Origin of the sequence: Dactylosporangium sp. NPDC000555, assembly GCF_040300025.1 — a bacterium.
Lineage (GTDB): Bacteria > Actinomycetota > Actinomycetes > Mycobacteriales > Micromonosporaceae > Dactylosporangium.
This window is the reverse complement of record NZ_JBEPDB010000037.1, coordinates 1-21,841: the sequence shown is the minus strand read 5'-3', so window position 1 is coordinate 21,841 and position 21,841 is coordinate 1. Positions and strand designations below refer to the sequence as shown.

The following is a 21,841-nucleotide window of genomic DNA, read 5'->3' as shown; positions in this document are numbered from 1 at the left end:
AATCACACCGGAAGGTGAATCGTGCGCCCGCGCCGGGGTGGCGCGGCGTGGTCTGCACGGATTGCGAGGTTTGTCAAGATAACTTCCGACTCAAGCGAGATCCCGGGGGGCGATCATGACAGTGGGGCGACACAGCCTGGGCCGGCCGGGCCTGGCGCGCCGCGACTGGGCAGGCTTCATGCCGAACGGTAGCGGTCCGGCAGCGGAAGGTTGCGGTCCCGCGCGTCGCGCGCGGCACCGCCGCGTGCGCACGAGACGGCAGTCGACCACCGAGGCGATGGCGTTCCTCGCCACCGCGGCCGTGCTGGGCATACTCGCCGTGAGCGGCTGGTATACGGCCACGGGTGCCACCGCGGTCGTGCAGATGCTGGCACGCTGAGAGGGCCCTTTCCGCCGTGGCGCAAGCCGTCGCGGTCAGCGATACTCTGCCGGGCAACTGCACATCTGCCAGGACCAGAAGGACACGCTGCATGGAGCCGGGACACCCCCCACGGCAGGATCCGCCGACGGAGCACAGCCACGACCAGGTGAACGGTTCGCCACCTCGGCCCGCGAGCCGGCGCGGCTGGATGTCCGACTCGCCGCTGGACGGCGGGTCCGGCTGGCCGACATCCGCATATGCGGTCGTGCCGCGCCAGGCGGCCGCGCCGGTGGAAGAGTCCGCGCCGGTTCCTCCGCCGGCGGAGGAACCGGAACCCGTGGCGCGCACCTCGCGAAAGGGGCGGATCGCCGTCCTGCTCGTCGGGCTGGTCGTCCTCGTCATCGCGGCCGCCGGTGGGGTGCTGGCGACCCGCGACGACTCCGCGAAGGACGGCACCGGCTCCACCACGCAGTCGCCGGGCGCGCCGACGGGGAAGCCGGCCCTGCCCGTGGCCGACCCGAGCGCGATGCCGAGCGGCAGCGCCAACGGCGGCGGTGCCGGTGGTGCCTCCGCGAGCGCCTGGCCCAGCGCCGGCCCGAGCGCCGATCCGAGCGGTGCGGCCGGCCCGAGCGCGGGCGCCTCCGCGCCGCCTGCCGCGCTGCCGGCCACCGCTGTGCTGCGCGCCGGGACGGCGCAACTCGCGGTCCTGGCCGGGCAGCCCGACGAGGCGTACGACTTCGACACCGGCAGCAAGCAGACCGCCGGAGCGGACGTGACGGCCGGTGTGATCGGCCTGTCTGCGGCCAACGGCGCCAGGCTCGCGGTGCTGCTCACCAGCGACACCCCGTCGCTGGCCACCTGCTCGGCGGTGCCGGCGGGGCAGTGGACCGGTCAGGTCGTCCTGGCGAGCCTCCTGCCGGGCTCGAAGGTCTGCGTGCGCACCAGCGAGGATCGGTACGCCTGGTTCATGACCCGCGCCGGCGAGTTGGTCAACGGCGCTGTCTACTCCGCGAACCTGGACTTCATCGTCTACAAGAAGGCCGGCGACCAGGGTTAGGGCTCGACGTCGGTGAAGTGCTCCACGCGGGGCGCGCCGTCGAAGTACGGGCCGATGAGCCCGCGCCACTGGGTGAAGCGCTCGGTGGCCCGGAAGTTGTCCAGGTGCGCCTCCACCGAGTCCCACTCGACGAGCAGCACGAAGCGCGACGCGCTCTCGATGCCCCGGGTCATGCGCACCGAGCGCAGGCCGGGGGTGGAGGCGAGGACCTCGTAGGCCTTGCGGTACGCGGCCGCGAACTCGTCCTCGCGGCCTTCCTGCACGTCGATCAGAGCGACTTCCAGAACCATCCGACAAGGGTAGACCGTGCCCGGCCGGCGGCCTCCGAGGGCTTCGATCTTGCGTCGCCGCTGCTCCCGGTTCGCGCACCCGGAATTGTCGGAGGGTGCTGCTAACGTCCCGGCCATGACGATCGGCGGCAACATCACCTCGTTCGCGGGCCTTCCCGTGCGGCGCTTCGAGCCCGGCCCGGTGGGCCGCCGCGACGCCCGCCGGGCCGGCCAGGACGTCGCGTGGCGCATCGGCGTCGACTTCGGCGACGGCGAGGACCGGTTCGCCGCCACGCTGGACGCGCTGCTCGACGCGGTCGGCGGCGCGACGGTGCGGGCGCTGGTGATCGGGTCATGGGGCGAGCCGCATTCCGACGTGCCGCCGCTGCATCTGCTGATCGCCGCGCGGGACCGGCTGCCCAGCCTGCGGGCCCTGTTCGTGGGCGAGATGACCCACGAGGAGTGCGAGATTTCGTGGATCAACCAGAGCGAGTATGCGCCGCTGCTCGGCGCGTTCCCGGCCCTGGAGGTGTTGCACATCCGTGGCGCCGACGGGCTGCGGCTCGCCCCGGTGCGCCACCGGCGGCTGCGCGAGCTGAGCGTGGAGAGCGGCGGCCTGCCGGCCGCGTTCGTCCGCGGCCTGTGCGACTCGTCGTTCCCGGCCCTGGAGGACCTCGAGCTGTGGCTGGGCGTGCAGGAGTACGGCGCCGACGCCACGATCGAGGACTTCGCGCCGATCCTGTCCGGCGCGGAGCTGCCCGCGCTGCGCCGCCTCGCCCTGCGCAACGCCGAGATCGCCGACCAGCTCGCCGAGGCGCTCGCCGCCGCGCCCGTCGTGGCCCGGCTGCGCAGCCTGGACTTGTCGATGGGTGCGCTGTCCGACGCCGGCGCCGAGGCGCTGCTGCTCGGCCAGCCACTGACCCACCTGCGCTCGCTGGACCTGTCCCACCATTTCATGTCCGAGGACGTCGCCGCGCGGTTCCAGCAGGAGCTGCCCGGAGCCGCCGTCGACGTCTCCGACGAGCAGGGCGCCGACGAGGACGGCTTCCGATACGTGTCGGTCATGGAGTGAGCACCATGACTGCGCCGCTGACGGTGATCGGGATCCGCGGCCATCGGCGCGTGGAGCTGTTCCGCGCCGCCGCCGTCGCGGCCAGGCTGCCCGAGCCGGCGTTCGTCGACTGGCGCGACGTGTGCGCGGACCGGTTCGACATCGCGCCCGGCTCGACGGTCCGGCTGGAGTCGCCGGGCGAGGACGCCGAGGTCGACCGGCTGCTGCGCGGCGCCGACCGCCCGGCCGAGCATGGCGAGATCGTCGGCCTCGCCGCGTGGTACGCGGGCTTGCTCGAGGCGGCCCGGCGGGTGCGGCGTCGCGCGAGCGGCCCGGTGCAGCCGCCGGTCGGTGACCTGGCGGTCATGTTCGACAAGCGCCGCTGCCACGCGCTGCTGCGCGATCGTGGCGTGCCGGTGCCCGACGGGTTCGCCGCGCGGGACTACGAGCAGGTCCGCGCGGCCGGGTGGGGCCGGGTGTTCGTCAAGCCGGCCCACGGCAGCTCGGCGTCCGGGGTGGTGGCCCTGGCCCTCGGCCCGGGCCGGGTGAGTGCCTACACCTCGGCGGCGCTGGACGGCGGGCGGTTGTTCAACGAGCTGCGGGTCCACCACTACACCGACGAGCGGCACGTCGCCGCGATCATCGACCGGCTCGGCGCCGACGGGTTGCACGTCGAGCGCTGGTTTCCGAAGGCGTCGCACGAGGGGCGGGTGTTCGACCTGCGGGTGGTCGTCATCGCCGGGCGGGCGAGCCACGTGGTGGCGCGCACCAGCCGGTCCCCGCTGACCAACCTGCACCTGGGTAACGCCCGCGGCGACCTGGCCGCGATCCGGGCTGCGGCGGGACAGCGGCGGTGGGCGGAGGCGATGGAGACCTGCGAGCGGGCCGCGGCCTGCTTCCCGGGCAGCCTGCACGCCGGCGTCGACCTGATGTTCGCGCCGGGCTTCGGCTCGCACGCGGTGGCGGAGGTCAACGCGTTCGGCGACCTGCTGCCCGGCCTGCTCGTCGACGGGCGGGACACATATGAGGCCGAGGTCGCGGCGCTCACAGCGGCGGTGGTCGCATGAGGTCGCTCCTCGGCAGTCACGACCTACTGTTCGTCACCCTCGACACGCTGCGCTACGACGTCGCCGCCGACCTGCTCGCCCGTGACCGCACGCCCAACCTGGCCCGGGTGCTGCCCGGCGGGGCGTGGGAGCGGCGGCACACCCCGGCGTCGTTCACCTACGCGGCCCACCACGCGTTCTTCGGCGGGTTCCTGCCCACGCCCGCCGCACCGGGGCCGCACGAGCGGCCGTTCGCGGCGCGCTTCCCGGGCAGCACCACCGTCGGCGCCGACACCTGGGTGTTCGACGCGCCGGACGTGGTCACCGGCCTGCGCGCCGAGGGTTACCACACGATCTGCCTCGGCGGCGTCGGGTTCTTCGCGATGACCTCGGCGCAGGGCACGGTCCTGCCGGGGCTGTTCGACGAGGCGCACTGGGAGGAGGCGTTCGGCGTGACCGACCCGACGTGCTTCGAGGCGCAGCTGGAGCGGCTGGCGCGGGTGCTGCCGCCGGCAGCTCGAGCGCTGCCGGTGTTCACGTTCGTCAACGTCGCCGCGATCCACCAGCCGAACCGGCACTACCTGCCCGGCGCGGCGCGGGACTGTCTCGCCTCGCACGGCGCGGCACTGGAATACGTCGACCGGCACCTGCCGACGCTGCTGCACCTCGTCGCGTCGCGCGGCCGCCCGTGCCGCGTGATCCTCTGCAGCGACCACGGCACCGCCTACGGCGAGGGCGGCCACACCGGGCACCGCTTCGCGCACGACGTCGTGTGGACCGTGCCGTATGCGGAGTTCACGCTGGAGGCCGGCGCGTGGTGAACCTCGGCTCGCCGTATCAGGGATACCTCTACGCGTATCCGCACAAGACCGCCTACCGGCCGCTCGACCCGCGGCCCCGCCTCGCCGACGTGTGGGCCGGAGAGGACACGGGCGCGCTGTTCCTCTACGCGCACGTCCCGTATTGCGAGATGCGCTGCGGCTTCTGCAACCTGTTCACGCGGGCCAACCCGCCCGAGGGGCAGGTCGACGCCTACCTGGCGCAGCTGCGCCGGCAGGCCCGCCGGGTCGCGGCCGCCATCCCCGGCGCCCGGTACGCGCGGGCGGCGATCGGGGGCGGCACCCCGACGTACCTGAGCGCCGGCCGGCTGACCGAGCTGTTCGACCTGCTCGAGGACGCCACCGGCGCCGACCTGCGGGCCGTGCCGATGTCGGTGGAGACCTCGCCGGCCACCGCGACCGCCGACCGGCTCGCGGTGCTGGTCGAGCGGGGCGCCACCCGGATCAGCATCGGCGTGCAGAGCTTCCTCGACGCCGAGGCGCACGCCGCCGGCCGCCCGCAGAAGCGCGCCGAGGTCGACCGGGCGCTCGCCGCGATCCGCACCGCCGGGGACGCCGAGCTCAATCTCGATCTCATCTACGGCATCCCGGGTCAGACCCGAGAGACCTGGGAGGCGTCGCTCACCACCGCGCTGCGGTGGCGTCCCGAGGAGTTGTACCTCTACCCGCTGTACGTGCGGCCGATGACCGGGCTCGGCAGGCGATCCGATGGCGGGGGAGACCCGCGGTGGGACGCGCAGCGGCTCGAGCTCTACCGCCACGCCGTCGCCCGGCTCACCGGCGCCGGCTACGAGCAGCTGTCGATGCGGCAGTTCCGGCGGCGCGACGCGGCGGGTGTCGAGCCGGCACCGGACGAGACCGGGTACTGCTGCCAGGACGACGGCATGGTCGGGCTCGGCTGCGGCGCCCGCTCGTACACCTCGGCCCTGCACTATTCGTTCGACTACGCCGTCGGCGTGCGGCAGGTGCGTGGCATCCTCGACGACTACCTGTCCCGGCCGGAGTGGGACTTCGACGCCGCCGAGGTCGGCTTCGCTCTCGACGGCACCGAGCAGCGTCGCCGCTGGCTGCTCAAGTCGCTGCTGCGCGCCGAGGGGCTCGACGCCGATCGGTATCTGGCCCGGTTCGGCACCGCGGTCGACGACGACTTCCCGGCCCTGGCCCGGCTGCGCGACGCCGGCTACCTCGACGGGCACCGCCTCACCGCCGAGGGGCTCGCGCACTCCGACGCGATCGGGCCCTGGCTGATCTCCGCCGGTGTCCGCACCGCCATGGCCAGGCACGTGACGCGATGAGGATCCTGTATCGGGGGCCGCTCGCGAGCTGCAACTACGACTGCCCGTACTGCCCATTCGCCAAGCGCCGCGACCCGCCGGAGCGGCTGCGCGCCGACCGGGCCGCACTGCTGCGGTTCGTCGCCTGGGTGCGCGACGAGTCGGCGGCGGTGGCCCGCGCCCCGGTCGAGGTGCTGTTCACCCCATGGGGGGAGGGGCTCACCCGGTCGTGGTATCGCGACGCCCTCGTCGAGCTGTCCCGGATGCCGCACGTCGGCCGGGCCGCGATCCAGACCAACCTGTCCGCCCGCCTCGGCTGGGTCGCCGCCGCGGACCCGGCGAAGCTGGCGCTGTGGTGCACGTACCACCCGGGCCAGACGAGCATTGAGCGCTTCCTGTGGGCGTGCGCGACCCTGCACCGCCACGGGATCCGCCACTCCGTGGGGATCGTCGGCCTGCCGGAGCACCTCGGCGACGCGATCGCCCTCCGCACGCGCCTGCCCCCCGAGGTGTATCTCTGGGTGAACGCCGCCGACGGCCACGCGTACACGGCCGCGGAGGAGGCGGCGTGGACCGCGATCGACCCGCTGTTCGGCTACAGTGTGCGACCGCACGAGTCGCTGGGCCGCGACTGCCGCACCGGCGACGACGTGGTCTCGGTGCTGGGCGACGGCACGGTGCGCCGCTGCCACTTCGTGCCGGAACCGCTGGGCAACCTGTACGACGGGTCGTGGACGGCCAGCCGTGGCGCCCGGCCCTGCCCCAACGTCAGCTGCGACTGCCACATCGGCTACGTCCATCTGCGGACGCTGCCGCTGTACGACGTGTTCGCCGGCGGCGTGCTGGAGCGGATCCCGCACGAGCGTCCACTGTGGTCGATCCCGGCGGCCGCGCTCGCGGCTACCGCGGCGGGTCCCGGCCGATGAAGGCGAGCGGCTTCGGTCGCGCCCGCACGAGTTCGGCGAGGCGGGCGGCGGTGGCGTGCTGGTCGTCGGCGGGCGTCGCCGACCGGGCCTCCTCGGCGGACGAGTCGAGGGCCATACTTGTCGCATGAGTTACTTGATCGCGTTCGCGTCGCGGCGGCTGGTGGAGGACGAGTCGCTGACCCCCGGATACGTCTACCACGACCCGGAGGACGCCACGTTGCCACCCGCCCCCGACGGGCGCCGGGCCAGCGGCTGGAACCTGCTCGTCGGGGACGAGACCGACGAGCAGCTGGCCGACGCGGGGGAGCTGCTCATGCCCGACCTGGAGTGGCTCGTCGAGCGCTACCCGGCGTTCGGCAAGATCGTCAGCGCCGGCTCCGAGGGGCGGCAGTTCGAGTGGGACGGCGACGCCGGCCGCTACACCGACGTGGGCCCCTCGACGTTCGACGATCAGTAGTTGCCGGCGCGGCTGCGGTCCATCAGGTAGAGCACGTTCTGCACATACGTGCCGTTGGGGAAGGCTCCCATGCCGGGCTCAACGCCGCCCGTGCCCCAGTTGTAGGCAGAAATGACCGGTTTGAGCAGTTCTGGGTTCGACGCGTCGTAACTGGCCTCCGTCCCGCGCTGCGTGGCGATCCTGTCGCCGTAGAACGCGATGAGCCAGGCGAGGTAGTTCGCGCCGAGCATCACGTTGTCGGACGGTTTCGCGCGGTCCCAGGCGGTGCCGAAGCGGTCGTTCACGAACTTCTGGGTGTTCGGCATGACCTGCATGAGGCCCAGGCCGCCGTCGCAGGCCTTGATGTCGGACTGCCAGCCGCTCTCCTGCTCGGCGATCGCGTACAGCAGTCGCTGCGGCACGAGGATGTCCGCATACTCCACCTTGGTCTTGGTGCCCCAGAAGTGGGTGGTCGCGGCCTTGTCCAGGTAGCCCTTGACGGTCGCCTTCGGCAGCTGGTCGGGGCCCCTGCTCGGGGTGCAGCCGGGCGGGGTCGAGTGCGCCGGCGCCGGCGCCTGCGTCGTCTCGGTCGCCTTCGGCTTCTTCGTCGGGGACGGGGCCCGGCTGGGCGGCGCCGAGGACTTCTCGGCGAGCGCGGCCGGTGCCTCGGTCGTCGGTGGCGCGAAGGCCGACGACTCGACCGGCATCGACGGGGTGTCCTTCGACGGGGTGTCCCTCGACGCGCTCGCCGCCGCCGGCGTCCGATCGTGGCCGACGTCCTTGAGCAGCGTCGCCACCACCCCGCAGCCGACCAGGACCACGGCCACCGCGACGCTGAGCAGGATCACGCCGAGCCGTCGCCTGGACCGCGGCCGCTCGAACTCCGCGGTGTCGTCCTCTTCCTGGAAGTCGCGGCTCATCGATTTCAGTCTCCTCCCCGTGCCGATCAGGCTAGCCGTATGAAGAGACGCTCGCAGCCCCGCGAACCGATGACACGGCTCGTCAGGTCACACCGGCCGTAGCGGGGCACGGGCGGCGAAGGGTCCCTGGAACAATGGGGATATGCAGACCCGTTCAGACCTCCGCAATGTGGCCATCATCGCCCACGTCGACCACGGCAAGACCACCCTCGTCGACGCGATGTTGCGGCAGGCCGGCGTGTTCCATGCCCGCGCCGAACTCACCGACCGGGTCATGGACTCCATGGACCTCGAGCGCGAGAAAGGCATCACCATTCTCGCCAAGAACACGGCCGTGCGCTACGTCCCGCAGGACGGCGGCGAGCCGGTGACGATCAACATCATCGACACGCCGGGCCACGCCGACTTCGGCGGCGAGGTCGAGCGCGGCCTGACCATGGTCGACGGCGTCGTGCTGCTGGTCGACGCGAGCGAGGGGCCGCTGCCGCAGACCCGGTTCGTGCTGCGCAAGGCGCTCAAGGCCCGGCTGCCGATCATCCTGGTGATCAACAAGGTCGACCGGCCCGACGCGCGGATCAAGGAGGTCGTGGACGAGACGTATGAGCTGTTCCTCGACCTCGACGCCGACGAGGAGCAGATCGAGTTCCCGATCGTCTACGCCTGCGCCCGCGACGGCATCGCGTCGCTGTCCCAGCCCAAGGACGGCACCGTGCCCGAGGACAGCGACAGCCTGCAGCCGCTGTTCCGCACCCTGCTCGACAGCATCCCGGCGCCCGCCTACGACGAGGACGCGCCGCTGCAGGCCCACGTGACCAACCTTGACGCGTCGCCGTTCCTGGGCCGCCTGGCGCTGTGCCGGGTGCGGCAGGGCACGATCCGCAAGGGCCAGACGGTCGCCTGGTGTCGTGCGGACGGGACGCAGACCAGCGTGCGGATCTCCGAGCTGCTGATGACCGAGGCGCTGGAGCGCAAGCCGGCCGAGCAGGCCGGGCCGGGCGACATCATCGCCGTGGCCGGCATCGCCGACATCATGATCGGTGACACGCTCGCCGACGCCGAAAACCCGGTGCCGCTGCCGCGCATCACGGTCGACGAGCCGGCCATCTCGATGACCATCGGCACCAACACCTCCCCCCTGGCGGGGAAGGTCAAGGGCGCGAAGGTCACCGCCCGGCTGGTCAAGGAGCGCCTCGAGCGCGAGCTCGTCGGCAACGTGTCGCTGCGGGTGCTGCCGACCGAGCGCCCCGACTCCTGGGAGGTGCAGGGCCGCGGTGAGCTGGCCCTGGCGATCCTGGTGGAGCAGATGCGCCGCGAGGGCTACGAGCTGACCGTCGGCAAGCCGCAGGTGGTCACCCGGGAGATCAACGGCAAGGTCCACGAGCCGACCGAGCGGCTTACGATCGACTCCCCGGAGGAGTATCTCGGCGCGATCACCCAGCTGCTGGCCACGCGCAAGGGCCGCATGGAGCAGATGGTCAACCACGGCACCGGCTGGATCCGCATGGAGTGGCTGGTTCCGGCGCGTGGCCTGATCGGCTTCCGCACCGAGTTCCTCACCGACACCCGCGGCACCGGCATCCTGCACCACGTTTTCGAGTCCTACGAGCCGTGGTATGGCGAACTGCGCATCCGCGCCACCGGCTCGCTCGTCGCCGACCGCTCCGGCGTCGCCACGCCGTTCGCGATGATGAACCTGCAGGAGCGCGGGTCGATGTTCGTCGAGCCGGCGACCGAGGTGTACGAGGGCATGATCGTCGGTGAGAACTCCCGGGCCGACGACATGGACGTCAACATCACCAAGGAGAAGAAGCTCACCAACATGCGCTCGTCCGCGGCCGATGAGACCGAGAAGCTGATCCCGCCGCGGAAGCTGTCGCTGGAGCAGGCGCTCGAGTTCTGCCGCGAGGACGAGTGCGTGGAGATCACGCCCCAGGCAGTCCGCATCCGCAAGGTCATGCTCGACCAGAAGGACCGCGAGCGCGTGGCCCGCAAGCGGGCGCACGCCTGAGGATCAGTCGGTGGGGTGTCGCTGGACGGGCGGCTCGGCCGCGACGTAGCGGCCCGACTCCATCGACCAGTCCACGTTGGCGCGGATCCAGTGGACCAGGTCGCCGATGCCGATGACCGCCGTGCGGTCGTCCCAGTAGCGGGTCTCGAGCCGGTCTCGGGCGACCTGGAACTCGAGCATCCGCTCGTCGTGCTCGGCGACGGCGGCGGCGACCGCGTCCGGCAGCGGTAGCCGCCGCTCGTGCTGGAACGCGAAGACGATGTTGTGGTGGTCGCCGATCGCGGCCTCCTTCGGCCACGAGATCAGGTCGTTGAAGATCCCGATGACCGTGCCGGCGGTCCGCCGCGCCGTGACGAAGTCGGGGTCGTCGAGCAGCGCCTGCGGCAGCTCGATGCCGTGCATCGGCTCGATCAGGTCGAAGAACATGTCGGTGGCCGCGCTGCGGTGGCGCATCCGGCGATACTCCTCCAGCAGCGGCGGGCGGTCCGCGGCCCGGTTGCCGGCCTCCCACAGCGTGCCGGCCAGGTAGTCCGCGACGTTCGCGACGAAGCGCTCCCGCCACGCCGGGCCGACCCGCGGCTCGGTGCGCCGCCACACCTCGCTCAGCGCGCCGGCGAGCGGCCGGCCGAGCGCGGTGGACAGGATCGGGGCCGGCTGCTGGTCGCGCAGCAGGCTCACGACCTCGGCGACCGCGGCCTGGGCCGGCTCGGGGTCGCGCACCAGGGCGCGCTCCAGCAGGTCGTCGAGGACGAAGATGCTGATCAGCCAGGCGGTGGCCAGGCGCAGCTCGGCCTCGCCGGCGTGCGGGTGTGCCCTGGCCATCAGGTTGGCGAACCGGGCCCGCGCGAAGGCCGCGCGGGCCCCGGGCCGGTCGAGCAGGCCGTGCCGGGTCGCCCAGTGCAGCGACCAGCGCTGCACGGCGTCGGCGTGCGGTGAGATTCGTGGCGCGAACGGACACAACACCGCCGGAGCCGTAAGTTGGCCCCGCTGCGTCATTTCGTGCAAGATGCATCACCTGCCCCGCCGTGGTACCCCATACTCGCGCTGATTCACGCTCAGCGCGAGCCCCGACACGGCATTAGGAGGCGTTGTGAGTTTTGTCTGGTTGTGCGCTCCCTGCACGCGCGTCGCGCTTCGACTTGACCAGTGAAGCGATGGTCGTGATTGCGAGGGTGCCGATGATGACAGCCAGTGACAGCTCGATGCCGATGTGCGGGGCCCACCCGACGGGCTCGCCGCCGTTGACGAACGGCAGGTTGTTGTCGGCCAGCGCCTCCAGGAACAGCTTCACGCCGATGAAGCCGAGCACCACGCTGAGGCCGATCGACAGGTACACCAGCCGGTCCAGCAGGCCCCCGATCAGGAAGTACAGCTGGCGCAGCCCCATCAGCGCGAACACGTTCGCGGTGAACACCAGGTAGGGCTCGGAGGTCAGGCCGAAGATCGCCGGGATCGAGTCGAGCGCGAAGACGAGGTCCGTGGTGCCGATCGCGATGAGCACCACGATCATCGGCGTCATGTGCAGGCGGCCCCGCTCGTCACGCGCCGTGAGCCGCGACTCCTGGTACTGCTGGGTCATCGGCAGCACCCGCCGCGACCACCGGATCAGCGCGTTCTCCTTGAAGTCGCCCGCCTCGCTCTCCTTCTGCACGGCGAGCTTGACGGCGGTGTAGATCAGGAACGCGCTGAAGATGTAGAACACCCACGAGAACCGGCTGATCGCCGCGGATCCGACCGCGATGAACCCGCCGCGCATGACCAGCGCGAGCACGATGCCGATCAGCAGGACCTTCTGCTGGTACTGCCGCGGCACCTTGAACCGCGACAGGATGATCACGAATACGAACAGGTTGTCGATGGACAGACTGTATTCTGTCAGCCACCCAGCGTAGAACTCGCCGGCGTACTTGCCGCCCCACTCCAGCAGGACGAACAGTCCGAACACGACGGCGAGCCCGACGTACACCGTCACCCAGATCGTCGACTCTTTGATGGACGGCTCGTGCGGGCGACGGGCCACGATCGCGAGATCGAACAGCAGAATGGCGCTCAGCCCGACGAGAGTCGTCGTCCAGATCCAGCCAGCAACGTCCACTTGCAGATACCTCCGGTAGACACACCACAGGCCACGCCGACCCCGAGGGGCGCGCGGGCTGTGCAGTTGACACCGGAGGTCTCTTCCATCACCCGCGGTTACCGGGTGACCGACGGCGCCGGGTGTGATCCCCACGTCACCGTGGGGCACCGTGCTGACGACGACCGTCGCGAGGGAATACTCCCCTCCTGTTGCTTGGCAACCATTGTCCATCAGGTCGCCACGTCTCAACGAGCGGGGCCGGAAAACTGTCGTACCCCCCGTCTATCGTGCTGCCCGACAGCGGTTGACGGGGGCGTTCTTTCAACGCTCACTCATGCCAGGCCGCCGAGGGGAGCGCTCGTGTATCGGCAAGGTGACGTTCTGTTGATTCCCGTGCCTGTCGCGGAGGTGCCGGCAACCGCCGTCCCGGCCCCACGTGACCGGGCGGGCCGCATGGTCCTGGCCCGCGGCGAGGCGACCGGCAACGCCCACGTGATCGTCGGCGCCGACACGGTCCTGCTCGCCGACCGCGACGACGTGGATCGGCTCTTCGTGAAGATCGTCAGCCGGGCCCGGGTGGTGCACGAGGAGCACGGCACGATCACCGTCCCCGCCGGGGCCTACCGCATCGTTCGCCAGCGCGAGTACGTGCCGGGCGCCTACCGCTATGTGGCCGACTGATGACCGCACCCACCGCCGGGTCGCGGGCTGCCGCCCTCGGCGCCGTCTCCGCCAAGTGGCTCGCAGCCGGGCTGTCCACCGCTCCCGCCGACCGCCAGGCCGCCGCCGAGGCGGCCCGGCTGGCCTATCGCTCGGCCGGCCTGCCGGAGCCCCGGCACGTGGTCTGGTTCGCCTCGCCCCTCGCGGGCGCGCGGGCCGCGGCGCTGCTCACCGGCCGCCGCGGCCTGCCCGGGGCCACCCCCGACCCGGCCGAGGAGGCCATCGCCGCGCAGCTGCGCGGGCAGGGCTGCCCGCCGGTTCTCGGCAGCGCTGGCGCCTCCGTGCGCACCGCGGTCCGCACCGCCCCGTGGGCCGCGGCCCGGGCCGAGGCCCACGACCTGCTCGGCCCCGACGGCTGGGCCGGCCTGTGGGCGGCGTGCGGCGCCGACGTCTGGCGGCTCGTCAACGACCGCATCGCGACCCCGCTGCGCACCCACCTGCGCGGTGAGCTGCCCGTCCACGCCCGCGCCGTGCTGCTCGACGCCGTCGGCGGCCAGCACGACGCCGGGTGGCTGGCCGTGTTCGACGCGGCCGCCCCGGTTCCTACCGTGCCCCCGGCCGCCGCGAAGGGCACGCCCGCCGCGGCCCCGGTCTTCAGCGCCGGCCCGGTGGCCGCCGCGTGGGTCTGCGCCCCGGGCTCCGGCGGCGCCGATGCCGTCCCCGGCTCGCCTCCGGGCTCCAGTCCGAGGTCCGGCGCGGGCCCGGTCTTCAGCGCCGGTCCGGTCGGCGCGGTCTGGGCGCACCTGGGCGCGGGGGAGGCGGCGCTGCACCCGGTCCAGCGGCTCGCGGGCCTGGCCGGGGTGGCGCGCTCCTCGTCGTGGTGGTGGCCCTACGCGAACGTGGCGATCCTGACCGACCGCCCCGACGCCCTGCACCGCGACAACGTCGGCCGCCTGCACGCGGCCGCCGCCCCGGCCCTGCACTACCGCGACGGCTACGCCCTGCACGCGTGGCGCGGCATGCCGATCCCGTCGGACCTGGTCGACCGGCTGGCCCACCTGACGCATCGCCAGATCGCCGACGAGCGCAACGCCGAGCTGCGCCGAGTGATGCTGGAGCACTTCGGCTACGAGCGCTACGTGCGCGCGGCCGGCGCCCACAAGGTGGCCCAGGACGACTGCGGCGTCCTGTGGCGGCTGAACTTCGCCGACGACGAGCCGCTGACGATGGTCGAGGTGATCAACAGCACCCCGGAGCCGGACGGCACGAGCCGCGTCTACTGGCTGCGCGTGCCACCCCAGACCCGCACCGCCCGCGAGGGTGTGGCATGGACGTTCGGCCTGACCGAGCAGGAGTATCGCCCCCTGATCCAAACCTGACCCCGTGCTCGGCTGATGGGACAGATACGGCCAAAACGAGGAGAACTGGGAGATAACGTGACGAACCTGCCCGATCGACCCAACACCGCGCTGCTCGTCATCGACGTCCAGAACGGCACGGTGAACGGCACCCACAACCGGGACAGCGTGATCGGCAACATCAACACCCTGCTGGACAAGGCCCGCGCCGAGGATGTGCCCGTCGTGTGGGTCCAGCACTCCGACGAGAACCTGCCACGGGACAGCGAGAGCTGGCAGCAGGTGCCGGAGCTGGTCCGCCAGGAGTCCGAGCCCCTGGTGCACAAGAGCTACTTCGACTCGTTCGAGGACACGGACCTCGAGGAGCGCCTGGCCGAGCGCGGGGTCGGCCGCATCGTCGTCACGGGCGCCCAGACCGACGCGTGCATCCGTTCGACGCTGCACGGCGCCCTCGTGCGCGGCTACGACGCCACGCTCGTGGGCGACGCGCACACGACCGAGGACCTCCGCGAGTACGGGGCACCGTCCCCGGAGCAGGTCATCGCGCACACCAACCTGTACTGGGACTGGCAGACCGCCCCGGGCCGTCGTGGTGGCACCGTGGAGACGAAGGACGTCACCTTCGCCCCGGCCGAGGTGCCCTGAGCGGTGACGGTGTCACATCGTGCTGTCCGGGAGGCGGGGCAGGCGGACCTCGGCGCGGACGCCGGGGCGGCCGTCGGTCAGTCGGACCGTGCCGCCGTGGCGGCGTGCCAGCTCGCGGACGATCGCCAGGCCCAGGCCGCTGCCGCCCGCGTCGCGTGCGCGGCCGTCGTCCAGGCGCGCGAAGCGGTCGAAGACGCGCTCACGCAGCGGGGCCGGGATGCCCTCGCCATCGTCCGTCACCGTCACGAGGACCTCCGACGATCCCTCCGGGGAGGCGGCCAGGACCACGCTTGTCCGGGCGTGGCGCACCGCGTTGTCGACCAGGTTGAGCACGATGCGGTGCAGCGCGTCCGGGTCGGCCTCGGTCCACAGGGACTCGCCGGGCTCGACCGTGACAGTGTCGTAGCGCTTCGCCAGCGACGACAGCAGCGTGCCCAGCTCCACCGGCTCCAGCGCGGTCCGGCGGGGGTCGGACGCGTCCGCCCGGGCCAGCAGCAGCAGGTCGTCGACCAGGCGGCTCAGGCGGTCCAGGTCGGCGATGACGTCGTCGGAGACCGCGGCCCAGTCGCCGAGCTTCTGCGCCACCTCGATCTGGATGCGGATCGACGCGAGCGGGCTGCGCAGCTCGTGTGCGGCGTCGGCGATGAACGCGCGCTGCCGGGCCCGGGACACGGCCAGGCGGTCGAGCATGTGGTTGAGCGTGACCGCCAGGCGCTGCATCTCGTCGCTGGACGGCGGCACGGGCAGGCGCTCGTCGGTGGCGGCGCCGGTGATGCGTTCGGCGCCGAGGCGCAGGCGGTCGACCGGGGACAGCGCCGCGCCGACGACGCGCCAGGCGATGATGACGAGGACGAAGACCAGCGCGGGATACGTCACCCACAGTGCGGTGCGCAGGAGATCCAGGCTGCGATGGAAGTCGCCGAGCGGCATGCCGACGAGGATGATCCGGCCGTCGGGGACCTGGTGGGCGGTGACCCGCAGCGTGTCGGGCTGCACGGCCCGGTCGCCTGGAACCTCGATCCGCTCGCCGTGCAGCGCCTGGTCGACCTCGGAGCCACGCAGCAGCGGTATCAGGAGATCGGCGGTTTGATCGCCCGCCAGGACGCTACGGTGCTGCGGGTCCAGGACCTGCACGACCTGGTTGGACGGGGCCGGCAGCGGCTCGGGCAGCCGGCCACCCTCGTTGAGCAGCGTGGCGATCTCCGTCACGGTGCCGTCGGCGGAGCGGTCGAGGGAGCCGCGGAAGCTGTATGTCATCGCGGTCGCCATGGCGATGCCGGCGATGGACAGGCCGACGATGAGCCCGCTGGTGCCGAGCAGGACGAGGCGCCCGCGCAGGGAGAGTGAGGCCCACCACTTCATGTGCGCAGCCGGTATCCGGCGCCCCGGACGGTCTCGAGCAGGTCGCGGCCGAGCTTGCGGCGCAGGTAGCCGACGTACACCTCGACGGCGTTGGGCGCGGTGTCGACGCTGGCGTCCCAGACGTGGTCGAGCAGCTCGGTCTTGGACACGACCTGGCCGGGGCGGCGCATGAGGTACTCCAGCAGCGCATACTCCCGCGCGGTGAGCACGATCTCGTCACCGGCGCTGGTGACCCGCCGGCGTGCGGGGTCCAGGGTCAGCTCACCGACGGTGAGCACGCTGGGACGCTCCGGTGCCCCGCGGCGCAGCAGGGCGCGCAGGCGTGCGACGAGCACGACGTACGAGAACGGCTTGGTCAGGTAGTCGTCGGCGCCGCAGTCGAGCCCGTCGGCCTGGTCGTACTCGCCGTCCTTCGCGGACAGCATGAGCACCGGCACCCAGTTCTTCTCCGCGCGCAGGGTTTGTACCACGCGATACCCGGACAATCCGGGCAGCATGATGTCCAGGATCACCGCGTCGTAGCCCCCGTGCCGGGCCATCTCCAGACCGTTCGGGCCGTCGACGGCCACATCCACGGCGAAACCCTCCGCCTGCAGCCCGCGCTGCAGCGCGTTCGCCATGCGAATCTCGTCCTCTACCACCAGCAGCCGCACGCGATACAGCGTGGCACGCCGGCCTGTGGTACGGCACAGGCAGTCTCAGCGCTGTCACAGCCGGCTCAGAGCACCATGGTTGTCAGGAGGTGTACCAATGTCCAACTTCACGTCACGACCCGTCCTTCGGTGGGCGGTGCCCGCGGCAGCTGCGGTCGCTGTGGTCGGTGCTGGCGTGGCAGCGAAGACCCTCGCCGTCGCGGCCGAACCCGACCTGCCGGCGCGCACCGCCGCGCAGCTTCTCGTCGACCTGCAGACCGCCAGTCTGGACGGGCTGTCCGGCACGGTGGTCGAGCGGGCCGATCTCGGCCTTCCGGCGATCCCGCTGCTGACCGGCGACCAGAGCGCCAAGCTCACGTCGCTGGTATCCGGCAAGCACACCCTGCGCGTGTGGTACTCCGGCCCCGACAAGGCCCGGGTGTCACTGCTGGGCACGCAGGGGCAGAGTGATGTCATCCACAACGGCACCGACACCTGGATCTGGGACAGCCAGACCAAGGAGGCGCGGCACTTCACCGGGCGCCCCGACAGGGAGAAGACGGGCGCCCCGGGCGTCCTGGCTTCCCCGTCCGACCTGCCGAAGTCGCCGCAGGAGGCCGCCGACCTGGCGCTGAAGGCGATCGACCCGACGACACAGGTGACGACCGGCAACTCGGCGAAGATCGCCGGACGCGACGCCTACGAACTCATCCTCCGCCCGCGCGACACCTCGTCGCTCGTCGGTGAGGTGCGCCTGGCGATCGACGCCCAGAAGAAGCTGCCGCTGCGGGTGCAGGTCCTGCCCCGCGGCACGGCCAACCCGGCGTTCGAGGTCGCGTTCACGCAGGTGAGCTTCGTCCGCCCGGATGACGCCGAGTTCACGTTCAACCCGCCGGCCGGGACCAAGGTCACGGAGCAGGACCCGGCGAAGGCGCAGCACGAGCTGAAGGACAAGGCGCAGCAGCACGACGGCGGCGCCGCCGACAAGCCGAAGAGCACAGTCATCGGTACCGGATGGACGTCTGTCCTGGTGCTGCGGACCTCGGACGGCGCGCAGGGCGCCAATGCCGAGGAGCAGAAGAAGGCGCAGGACGCGATCGCTCAGCTGCCCCAGGGCAACGGCGGCCGCACGTTCAACAGCAAGCTGCTGAACGTCCTGTTCACCGACGACGGCCGGGTGCTCGTCGGCTCGGTCACGCCGGAGCGGCTCAACCAGGTGGCCGCTGACCCGGCCGCCGCGCTGAAGTAGCCGCCGCTCAGCTCAGCCGGGAGGGACCGTGGCCGCCGTGTCACGGTCCCTTTCCTGTTCTCGTTCACGTTCCCGTTCCTGTTCTCGTTCCTGTTCCCGTTCCCGTTCCCGGCGCCGGTGCTCGCCCGCTCGGGCGAGGGTCGCCATGGAGTACATGTCCCGGGCCCGGCGCAGTAGCGCCTCCTCCGTTGCGGTGTCCTGGCGCACCGAGAAGCCGACAGTGCTGTACGCCAGGCCGGACAGCAGGAGGCAGGCCAGCACGCAGACCGGCGTCAGCAGGGCGAACAGCGTGACACCGGGGACCTGCGCGCCGATCGGGGCGGGCTGCACGCGCACCGCCGCCATGACCGTGTAATGGGTGCTGCACACCGCCAGTGCCATGGTCACCGCCGCGCACAGCATCGCCGGGCGGCCGCGCACGACACTGGCGCACCACAGTGTCACCGTTGCACCGACGATCGCCGTGTCGGCCGCGACCAGCAGGGTGTGCGGGTCGTACGTCACGGTCCCGGCCACGCGCATGGCCAGTGGCCCGGTCACGTGCACCGCGGTCAGCCCGAGCCCGGTCAGTACCCCCGCCGGGAGGATCTTCCAGGCGCTCGGTCGCCCGAAGCCGACGATGTACAGGCCCGGGCAGTAGACGGCCACGGCGATGCCCAGGCCGAGCGCCATGGTGGCGATGTCGTACCGCACGACCGTGTCCGGCACGTCGACGCCCAGCATCGCCATGAAGTGCGGGACCCACGTGCCCGTGCCGCCGATCGCGACGGCCGACAGTGTCAGCCAGCGGGCCCGGCTGCCACCGGTCGAGGCCCGGGAGCGACCGGCCAGGTAGGTGCCCAGCAGACAGCCGAGGATCGACAGGACGAGGGCCAGCGCCGGCGTAATCCAGCCGTACGCGAACTGCTCCACCGTGCTCACAAGGATCGATTCAGCCAGGCCGGCGGCGCCGCCGGTCGCACAGTTTGTGCGGGTTTGCTCCTCGCCTCCCCGGGTAGGTGAAAGCAGTGCGGACTGAACCTGACGAGTACGTCGAGAGGCATTCGACCATCGGTTCCGGCGCCGCGGGCCGCGCCACCGACGGGGAGATCGACGAGACCCTCGAGGCCGAGCGGGCCGCCGGGTGGATGCCCCCGGGCGACACTCCGCCCGAGTCGGCCACCACGCCGCCCGACATGACGCAGATGCCCGATCCCGACGGCTCCCGCCACGAGATCTGAACGGGGCGCTCAGGCCCCGTTGGAGAGCAGGGCCTGCTGCTGTTCCCGGCTCGGTCCCAGGTCGGGCCAGCTGCGCGCCGCATCGGTCTCGGCGAGTTCGATCCGGTCCTCGGGCAGCACGCGCTGCGGCAACTCGCCGAAGCGAACGTGGCGCAGGAACCCCAGCTCCGCATCCGTGAACCGCTCTTCCGCCACCTACCGATCGTGCATCCGCTGGGTCAGAGTGCGCAAGAAGGCCGGACACGGGCGAGCATGACGGACACGAGCAGTGCGTCCATGACGGACACGAGCAGTGCGTCCATGACGGACACGAGCAGTGCATCGAAGGCCGGCCGCGACCTGCCGCTCCGTGGCGGGGGAGCCAGACGACGGGCGGCAGGCCGACGACGGTGGCGCAGCCCGTCCTGTTTGGCGCGGCTCGGTGTCCCGCGGCCTGGGCTCGGCGGTGGCCATGGGCCTGCAGTGGCCCATCGAGCAGCACCGACCCGGTCACGGCCTCTTGGCCTGGGGGATCGGGGGTGACCGCCGTGCGAAGATCGGACGGCTACGCTCGGGACGCATGAGGCTTGATCCGGTTGGTCGCTTGCTCAAACTGCCACCCGCGGTGGCCGGCCGGGTCAGGGTGACGCGAGCGATCCCGGTCCGGATGCGCGACGGCGCCATCCTCCGCGCCGACCACTACGCGCCGACCCTGGACGCCGAGATCCCGACAGTGCTGGTGCGCACCCCATACGGCCGGGGCGCCCCCGTCAGTGTCCTCTGCCGAGCCGTCGCCCAGCGCGGCTTCAACGTGCTCATCCAGTCCTGCCGCGGCACCGGCGACTCGGGCGGCGCGTTCGAGCCGCTGCTGCAGGAGCGCGAGGACGGCCTCGACACGCTGGACTGGCTGCGCTGCCAGCAGTGGTACGACGGGCGCCTGCTCACCTACGGCCCCAGCTACGTCGGCTTCGTGCAGTGGGCGCTCGCCGCCGAGGCCGGTGACGAGCTCAAGGCGATGGCCACGATCGTGACAGCGTCGGACTTCGGCCCGCCCACCTACGCCGGCGGCGCGTTCTCGCTCGACACCGTGCTGACCTGGTCGGCGCTGCTGGAGGCGCAGCGCGGCCCGAGGCTGGACAACGCCGTCGAACTGCTCCGCGGCCAGCCCAGGCTGCAGCGCGGCCTGGCGCGCGTGCCCATGGCGGAGGCCGATCGCATCACCACGGGCACCGAGATCGAGTTCTACCAGCGCTGGCTCGCCGAGGCCGACCCCGCATCGCCCTACTGGACGCAGCGCGGCCACGCCCACCGCCTGCCGCATGTCACTGCTCCGGTCCTCATGATCGGCGGCTGGCACGACATCTTCCTGCCCTGGCAATTGGCCGACTACACAGCGTTACGAGCGGCGGGCCAGCAGCCGTACCTCACGATCGGCCCCTGGAACCATGGCAGTGCCGCACTGTTCCAGCAGTCCGCGGCCGAGGCCGTGGCCTGGTTCCGCGCACACACCGGCGGCCCCGAGAGCATCCGCGAGCGCCCGGTCCGCGTGCATGTCGGCGGCGCCGACGGCTGGCACGAACTGGCCGACTGGCCGCCGCCCAAGAGCCAACCCCAGCAGTGGTACCTCGAACAGGGCGCCCGCCTCACTCCGGAACCCGGGGCCGAGGGCGCGGTGCTCGACTCGTTCGTGTACGACCCCAAGGACCCGACCCCGGCCCTCGGCGGCCCGCGCCTGGTCGGCAAGATCGCCGGGCGCCGCGACAACCGCCCGCTGGAGGCCCGCCCCGACGTGCTGACCTTCACGTCCGCCCCGCTGACCGAGCCACTGGACGTGGTGGGCCCGGTGCGCGCTGACATCAGGGTCCGCGCCACCAGCCCGGCCCGCCAGGGGTCCGCGCGGACACCGTCCTCCTACTTCGACGTCTTCGTGCGCCTGTGCGAGGTCGACGAACAGGGCCGCTCATGGAACATCTGCGACGGCCTCGCCCGCGCCGCGAGCAACCACGACCCCGACGACCCGGTGCGCGTCGAGCTCTGGCCGACCGCCCACCGCTTCGCAGCCGGTCGCAGTGTCAGGGTCCAGATCAGCGGCGGTGCTCACCCGCGCTTCTCGCGGAACCCTGGCACCGGCGCGGCCTTCGGTCACGAGCTGGAACTGCGCCCGGTGCGCCAGGAGATCCTCGCCCCGTCGTCGATCACTCTCCCGCTGGTCGGCTGAGCGCACTGCAACCAGCGACCGTGACCCCGAACCGTGCGGCCGCCGCGGTGGTTCCCGCCCGCGTTCGCCCTTTCGCGTGACGTGGCAGAGGCAGATGACTCCGGTCCGTGCAACGCGCGACCGTTCCTCCCGTGAGTGACCGGGCCGGGGCCTGCCTTGAGGGCGGCCCCGGCCCTGCCGGGTCCGCGGTGCCAAGGACACCGGGCCAAACGGCGAAAGGGCCGGTCACCCGCGGAGGGTGACCGGCCTTGTCG

General features: G+C 72.0%; 24 protein-coding genes. 15 read left to right on the top strand and 9 right to left on the bottom strand.

Going from position 1 to position 21,841, the window contains the following annotated elements:
- The first annotated feature begins 244 nt into the window (after window positions 1–244).
- A complete protein-coding gene (locus tag ABT297_RS22275) occupies window positions 245–379 on the top strand; it encodes a hypothetical protein (protein WP_350552702.1) in 135 nt (44 codons plus the stop codon).
- A gap of 91 nt (window positions 380–470) precedes the next feature.
- The gene (locus ABT297_RS22270; RefSeq protein ID WP_350552699.1) at window positions 471–1,418 is read left to right on the top strand and encodes a hypothetical protein; all 948 of its coding nucleotides are present in this window, start codon (window positions 471–473) and stop codon (window positions 1,416–1,418) included.
- Here the strand turns inward: ABT297_RS22270 and ABT297_RS22265 are convergent.
- The gene (locus tag ABT297_RS22265) at window positions 1,415–1,708 is read right to left on the bottom strand and encodes an antibiotic biosynthesis monooxygenase family protein (protein ID WP_350552696.1); all 294 of its coding nucleotides are present in this window, start codon (window positions 1,706–1,708) and stop codon (window positions 1,415–1,417) included. The genes ABT297_RS22270 and ABT297_RS22265 overlap by 4 nt on opposite strands.
- 115 nt (window positions 1,709–1,823) lie before the next feature.
- Between ABT297_RS22265 and ABT297_RS22260 the strand changes: the two genes are divergently transcribed.
- Genes ABT297_RS22260 through ABT297_RS22240 form a run of 5 tightly spaced genes read left to right on the top strand, consistent with a single transcriptional unit; the run spans window position 1,824 to window position 6,823 of the window.
- On the top strand, window positions 1,824–2,759 hold the full coding sequence (locus ABT297_RS22260; protein ID WP_350552693.1) for an STM4015 family protein: 936 nt from the start codon (window positions 1,824–1,826) through the stop codon (window positions 2,757–2,759).
- Window positions 2,760–2,764: 5 nt separating this feature from the next.
- Window positions 2,765–3,805, top strand: coding sequence for an STM4014 family protein (locus tag ABT297_RS22255; RefSeq protein ID WP_350552690.1), 1,041 nt, complete (start codon window positions 2,765–2,767; stop codon window positions 3,803–3,805).
- Complete coding sequence (locus tag ABT297_RS22250) at window positions 3,802–4,605, top strand: STM4013/SEN3800 family hydrolase (protein WP_350552687.1); 804 nt, start codon at window positions 3,802–3,804, stop codon at window positions 4,603–4,605. Before ABT297_RS22255 ends, ABT297_RS22250 begins: the two co-directional genes overlap by 4 nt.
- Window positions 4,599–5,918, top strand: coding sequence for an STM4012 family radical SAM protein (locus tag ABT297_RS22245; RefSeq protein WP_350552685.1), 1,320 nt, complete (start codon window positions 4,599–4,601; stop codon window positions 5,916–5,918). The genes ABT297_RS22250 and ABT297_RS22245 overlap by 7 nt, the downstream gene beginning before the upstream one ends.
- Complete coding sequence (locus tag ABT297_RS22240; protein WP_350552682.1) at window positions 5,915–6,823, top strand: STM4011 family radical SAM protein; 909 nt, start codon at window positions 5,915–5,917, stop codon at window positions 6,821–6,823. The genes ABT297_RS22245 and ABT297_RS22240 overlap by 4 nt, the downstream gene beginning before the upstream one ends.
- On the opposite strand, the gene ABT297_RS22235 is transcribed toward ABT297_RS22240, so the two are convergent.
- On the bottom strand, window positions 6,798–6,938 hold the full coding sequence (locus ABT297_RS22235) for a hypothetical protein (RefSeq protein ID WP_350552679.1): 141 nt from the start codon (window positions 6,936–6,938) through the stop codon (window positions 6,798–6,800). The two genes, ABT297_RS22240 and ABT297_RS22235, sit on opposite strands and share 26 nt — an antisense overlap.
- Before the next feature lie 9 nt (window positions 6,939–6,947).
- On the opposite strand from ABT297_RS22235, the gene ABT297_RS22230 reads away from it, so the two are divergent.
- Window positions 6,948–7,280: a hypothetical protein gene (locus ABT297_RS22230; protein ID WP_350552676.1), complete on the top strand. Its 333-nt coding sequence runs from the start codon at window positions 6,948–6,950 to the stop codon at window positions 7,278–7,280.
- Here ABT297_RS22230 and ABT297_RS22225 read toward each other — a convergent pair.
- The gene (locus tag ABT297_RS22225) at window positions 7,274–8,179 is read right to left on the bottom strand and encodes a transglycosylase SLT domain-containing protein (RefSeq protein WP_350552673.1); all 906 of its coding nucleotides are present in this window, start codon (window positions 8,177–8,179) and stop codon (window positions 7,274–7,276) included. The genes ABT297_RS22230 and ABT297_RS22225 overlap by 7 nt on opposite strands.
- 142 nt (window positions 8,180–8,321) lie before the next feature.
- On the opposite strand from ABT297_RS22225, the gene typA reads away from it, so the two are divergent.
- Window positions 8,322–10,187, top strand: coding sequence for a translational GTPase TypA (typA, locus tag ABT297_RS22220; RefSeq protein WP_350552670.1), 1,866 nt, complete (start codon window positions 8,322–8,324; stop codon window positions 10,185–10,187).
- Between the two features lie 3 nt (window positions 10,188–10,190).
- On the opposite strand, the gene ABT297_RS22215 is transcribed toward typA, so the two are convergent.
- Both ABT297_RS22215 and ABT297_RS22210 read right to left on the bottom strand, forming a co-directional pair.
- On the bottom strand, window positions 10,191–11,150 hold the full coding sequence (locus tag ABT297_RS22215; RefSeq protein WP_350552667.1) for a terpene synthase family protein: 960 nt from the start codon (window positions 11,148–11,150) through the stop codon (window positions 10,191–10,193).
- A gap of 115 nt (window positions 11,151–11,265) precedes the next feature.
- The gene (locus tag ABT297_RS22210) at window positions 11,266–12,282 is read right to left on the bottom strand and encodes a TerC family protein (RefSeq protein WP_350552664.1); all 1,017 of its coding nucleotides are present in this window, start codon (window positions 12,280–12,282) and stop codon (window positions 11,266–11,268) included.
- A 342-nt stretch (window positions 12,283–12,624) separates the two neighbouring features.
- Here ABT297_RS22210 and ABT297_RS22205 point away from each other — a divergent pair, with 342 nt between their 5' ends.
- Genes ABT297_RS22205 through ABT297_RS22195 form a run of 3 tightly spaced genes read left to right on the top strand, consistent with a single transcriptional unit; the run spans window position 12,625 to window position 14,927 of the window.
- Window positions 12,625–12,945: a DUF8820 family protein gene (locus tag ABT297_RS22205; RefSeq protein WP_502885626.1), complete on the top strand. Its 321-nt coding sequence runs from the start codon at window positions 12,625–12,627 to the stop codon at window positions 12,943–12,945.
- Window positions 12,945–14,303, top strand: a complete 1,359-nt coding sequence (locus ABT297_RS22200) for a DUF6745 domain-containing protein (RefSeq protein WP_350552661.1) — start codon at window positions 12,945–12,947, stop codon at window positions 14,301–14,303. Before ABT297_RS22205 ends, ABT297_RS22200 begins: the two co-directional genes overlap by 1 nt.
- Before the next feature lie 57 nt (window positions 14,304–14,360).
- Window positions 14,361–14,927: a cysteine hydrolase family protein gene (locus ABT297_RS22195; protein ID WP_350552658.1), complete on the top strand. Its 567-nt coding sequence runs from the start codon at window positions 14,361–14,363 to the stop codon at window positions 14,925–14,927.
- A gap of 12 nt (window positions 14,928–14,939) precedes the next feature.
- Here the strand turns inward: ABT297_RS22195 and ABT297_RS22190 are convergent, their stop codons facing one another.
- Together ABT297_RS22190 and ABT297_RS22185 are read right to left on the bottom strand one after the other, a co-directional pair.
- Window positions 14,940–16,289 carry an ATP-binding protein gene (locus ABT297_RS22190; RefSeq protein ID WP_350552655.1) on the bottom strand — a complete coding sequence of 450 codons (1,350 nt, stop codon included), beginning with the start codon at window positions 16,287–16,289 and terminating at the stop codon, window positions 14,940–14,942.
- The gene (locus ABT297_RS22185; protein WP_350552652.1) at window positions 16,286–16,942 is read right to left on the bottom strand and encodes a response regulator transcription factor; all 657 of its coding nucleotides are present in this window, start codon (window positions 16,940–16,942) and stop codon (window positions 16,286–16,288) included. Before ABT297_RS22185 ends, ABT297_RS22190 begins: the two co-directional genes overlap by 4 nt.
- Window positions 16,943–17,039: 97 nt before the next feature.
- On the opposite strand from ABT297_RS22185, the gene ABT297_RS22180 reads away from it, so the two are divergent.
- The gene (locus ABT297_RS22180; RefSeq protein WP_350552649.1) at window positions 17,040–18,170 is read left to right on the top strand and encodes a LolA family protein; all 1,131 of its coding nucleotides are present in this window, start codon (window positions 17,040–17,042) and stop codon (window positions 18,168–18,170) included.
- A 12-nt stretch (window positions 18,171–18,182) separates the two neighbouring features.
- On the opposite strand, the gene ABT297_RS22175 is transcribed toward ABT297_RS22180, so the two are convergent.
- A complete protein-coding gene (locus tag ABT297_RS22175) occupies window positions 18,183–19,082 on the bottom strand; it encodes an MHYT domain-containing protein (RefSeq protein ID WP_350552647.1) in 900 nt (299 codons plus the stop codon).
- Window positions 19,083–19,177: 95 nt separating this feature from the next.
- Between ABT297_RS22175 and ABT297_RS22170 the strand changes: the two genes are divergently transcribed.
- Complete coding sequence (locus tag ABT297_RS22170; RefSeq protein ID WP_350552645.1) at window positions 19,178–19,390, top strand: hypothetical protein; 213 nt, start codon at window positions 19,178–19,180, stop codon at window positions 19,388–19,390.
- A gap of 9 nt (window positions 19,391–19,399) precedes the next feature.
- Here ABT297_RS22170 and ABT297_RS22165 read toward each other — a convergent pair whose 3' ends face one another.
- Window positions 19,400–19,585: a hypothetical protein gene (locus tag ABT297_RS22165; RefSeq protein WP_350552642.1), complete on the bottom strand. Its 186-nt coding sequence runs from the start codon at window positions 19,583–19,585 to the stop codon at window positions 19,400–19,402.
- Window positions 19,586–19,949: 364 nt separating this feature from the next.
- Between ABT297_RS22165 and ABT297_RS22160 the strand changes: the two genes are divergently transcribed.
- Complete coding sequence (locus ABT297_RS22160; protein ID WP_350552639.1) at window positions 19,950–21,587, top strand: CocE/NonD family hydrolase; 1,638 nt, start codon at window positions 19,950–19,952, stop codon at window positions 21,585–21,587.
- Window positions 21,588–21,841: the final 254 nt, after the last annotated feature.

Coding starts and splice junctions, on each gene's coding strand:
- ABT297_RS22255 (WP_350552690.1), top strand. CDS start 2,765: ATGACTGCGCCGCTGACGGTGATCGGGATCCGCGGCCATCGGCGCGTG.
- ABT297_RS22225 (WP_350552673.1), bottom strand. CDS start 8,179: ATGAGCCGCGACTTCCAGGAAGAGGACGACACCGCGGAGTTCGAGCGG.
- ABT297_RS22265 (WP_350552696.1), bottom strand. CDS start 1,708: ATGGTTCTGGAAGTCGCTCTGATCGACGTGCAGGAAGGCCGCGAGGAC.
- ABT297_RS22240 (WP_350552682.1), top strand. CDS start 5,915: ATGAGGATCCTGTATCGGGGGCCGCTCGCGAGCTGCAACTACGACTGC.
- ABT297_RS22160 (WP_350552639.1), top strand. CDS start 19,950: ATGAGGCTTGATCCGGTTGGTCGCTTGCTCAAACTGCCACCCGCGGTG.
- ABT297_RS22190 (WP_350552655.1), bottom strand. CDS start 16,289: ATGAAGTGGTGGGCCTCACTCTCCCTGCGCGGGCGCCTCGTCCTGCTC.
- ABT297_RS22250 (WP_350552687.1), top strand. CDS start 3,802: ATGAGGTCGCTCCTCGGCAGTCACGACCTACTGTTCGTCACCCTCGAC.
- ABT297_RS22180 (WP_350552649.1), top strand. CDS start 17,040: ATGTCCAACTTCACGTCACGACCCGTCCTTCGGTGGGCGGTGCCCGCG.
- ABT297_RS22230 (WP_350552676.1), top strand. CDS start 6,948: ATGAGTTACTTGATCGCGTTCGCGTCGCGGCGGCTGGTGGAGGACGAG.
- ABT297_RS22260 (WP_350552693.1), top strand. CDS start 1,824: ATGACGATCGGCGGCAACATCACCTCGTTCGCGGGCCTTCCCGTGCGG.
- typA (WP_350552670.1), top strand. CDS start 8,322: ATGCAGACCCGTTCAGACCTCCGCAATGTGGCCATCATCGCCCACGTC.
- ABT297_RS22270 (WP_350552699.1), top strand. CDS start 471: ATGGAGCCGGGACACCCCCCACGGCAGGATCCGCCGACGGAGCACAGC.
- ABT297_RS22200 (WP_350552661.1), top strand. CDS start 12,945: ATGACCGCACCCACCGCCGGGTCGCGGGCTGCCGCCCTCGGCGCCGTC.
- ABT297_RS22235 (WP_350552679.1), bottom strand. CDS start 6,938: ATGGCCCTCGACTCGTCCGCCGAGGAGGCCCGGTCGGCGACGCCCGCC.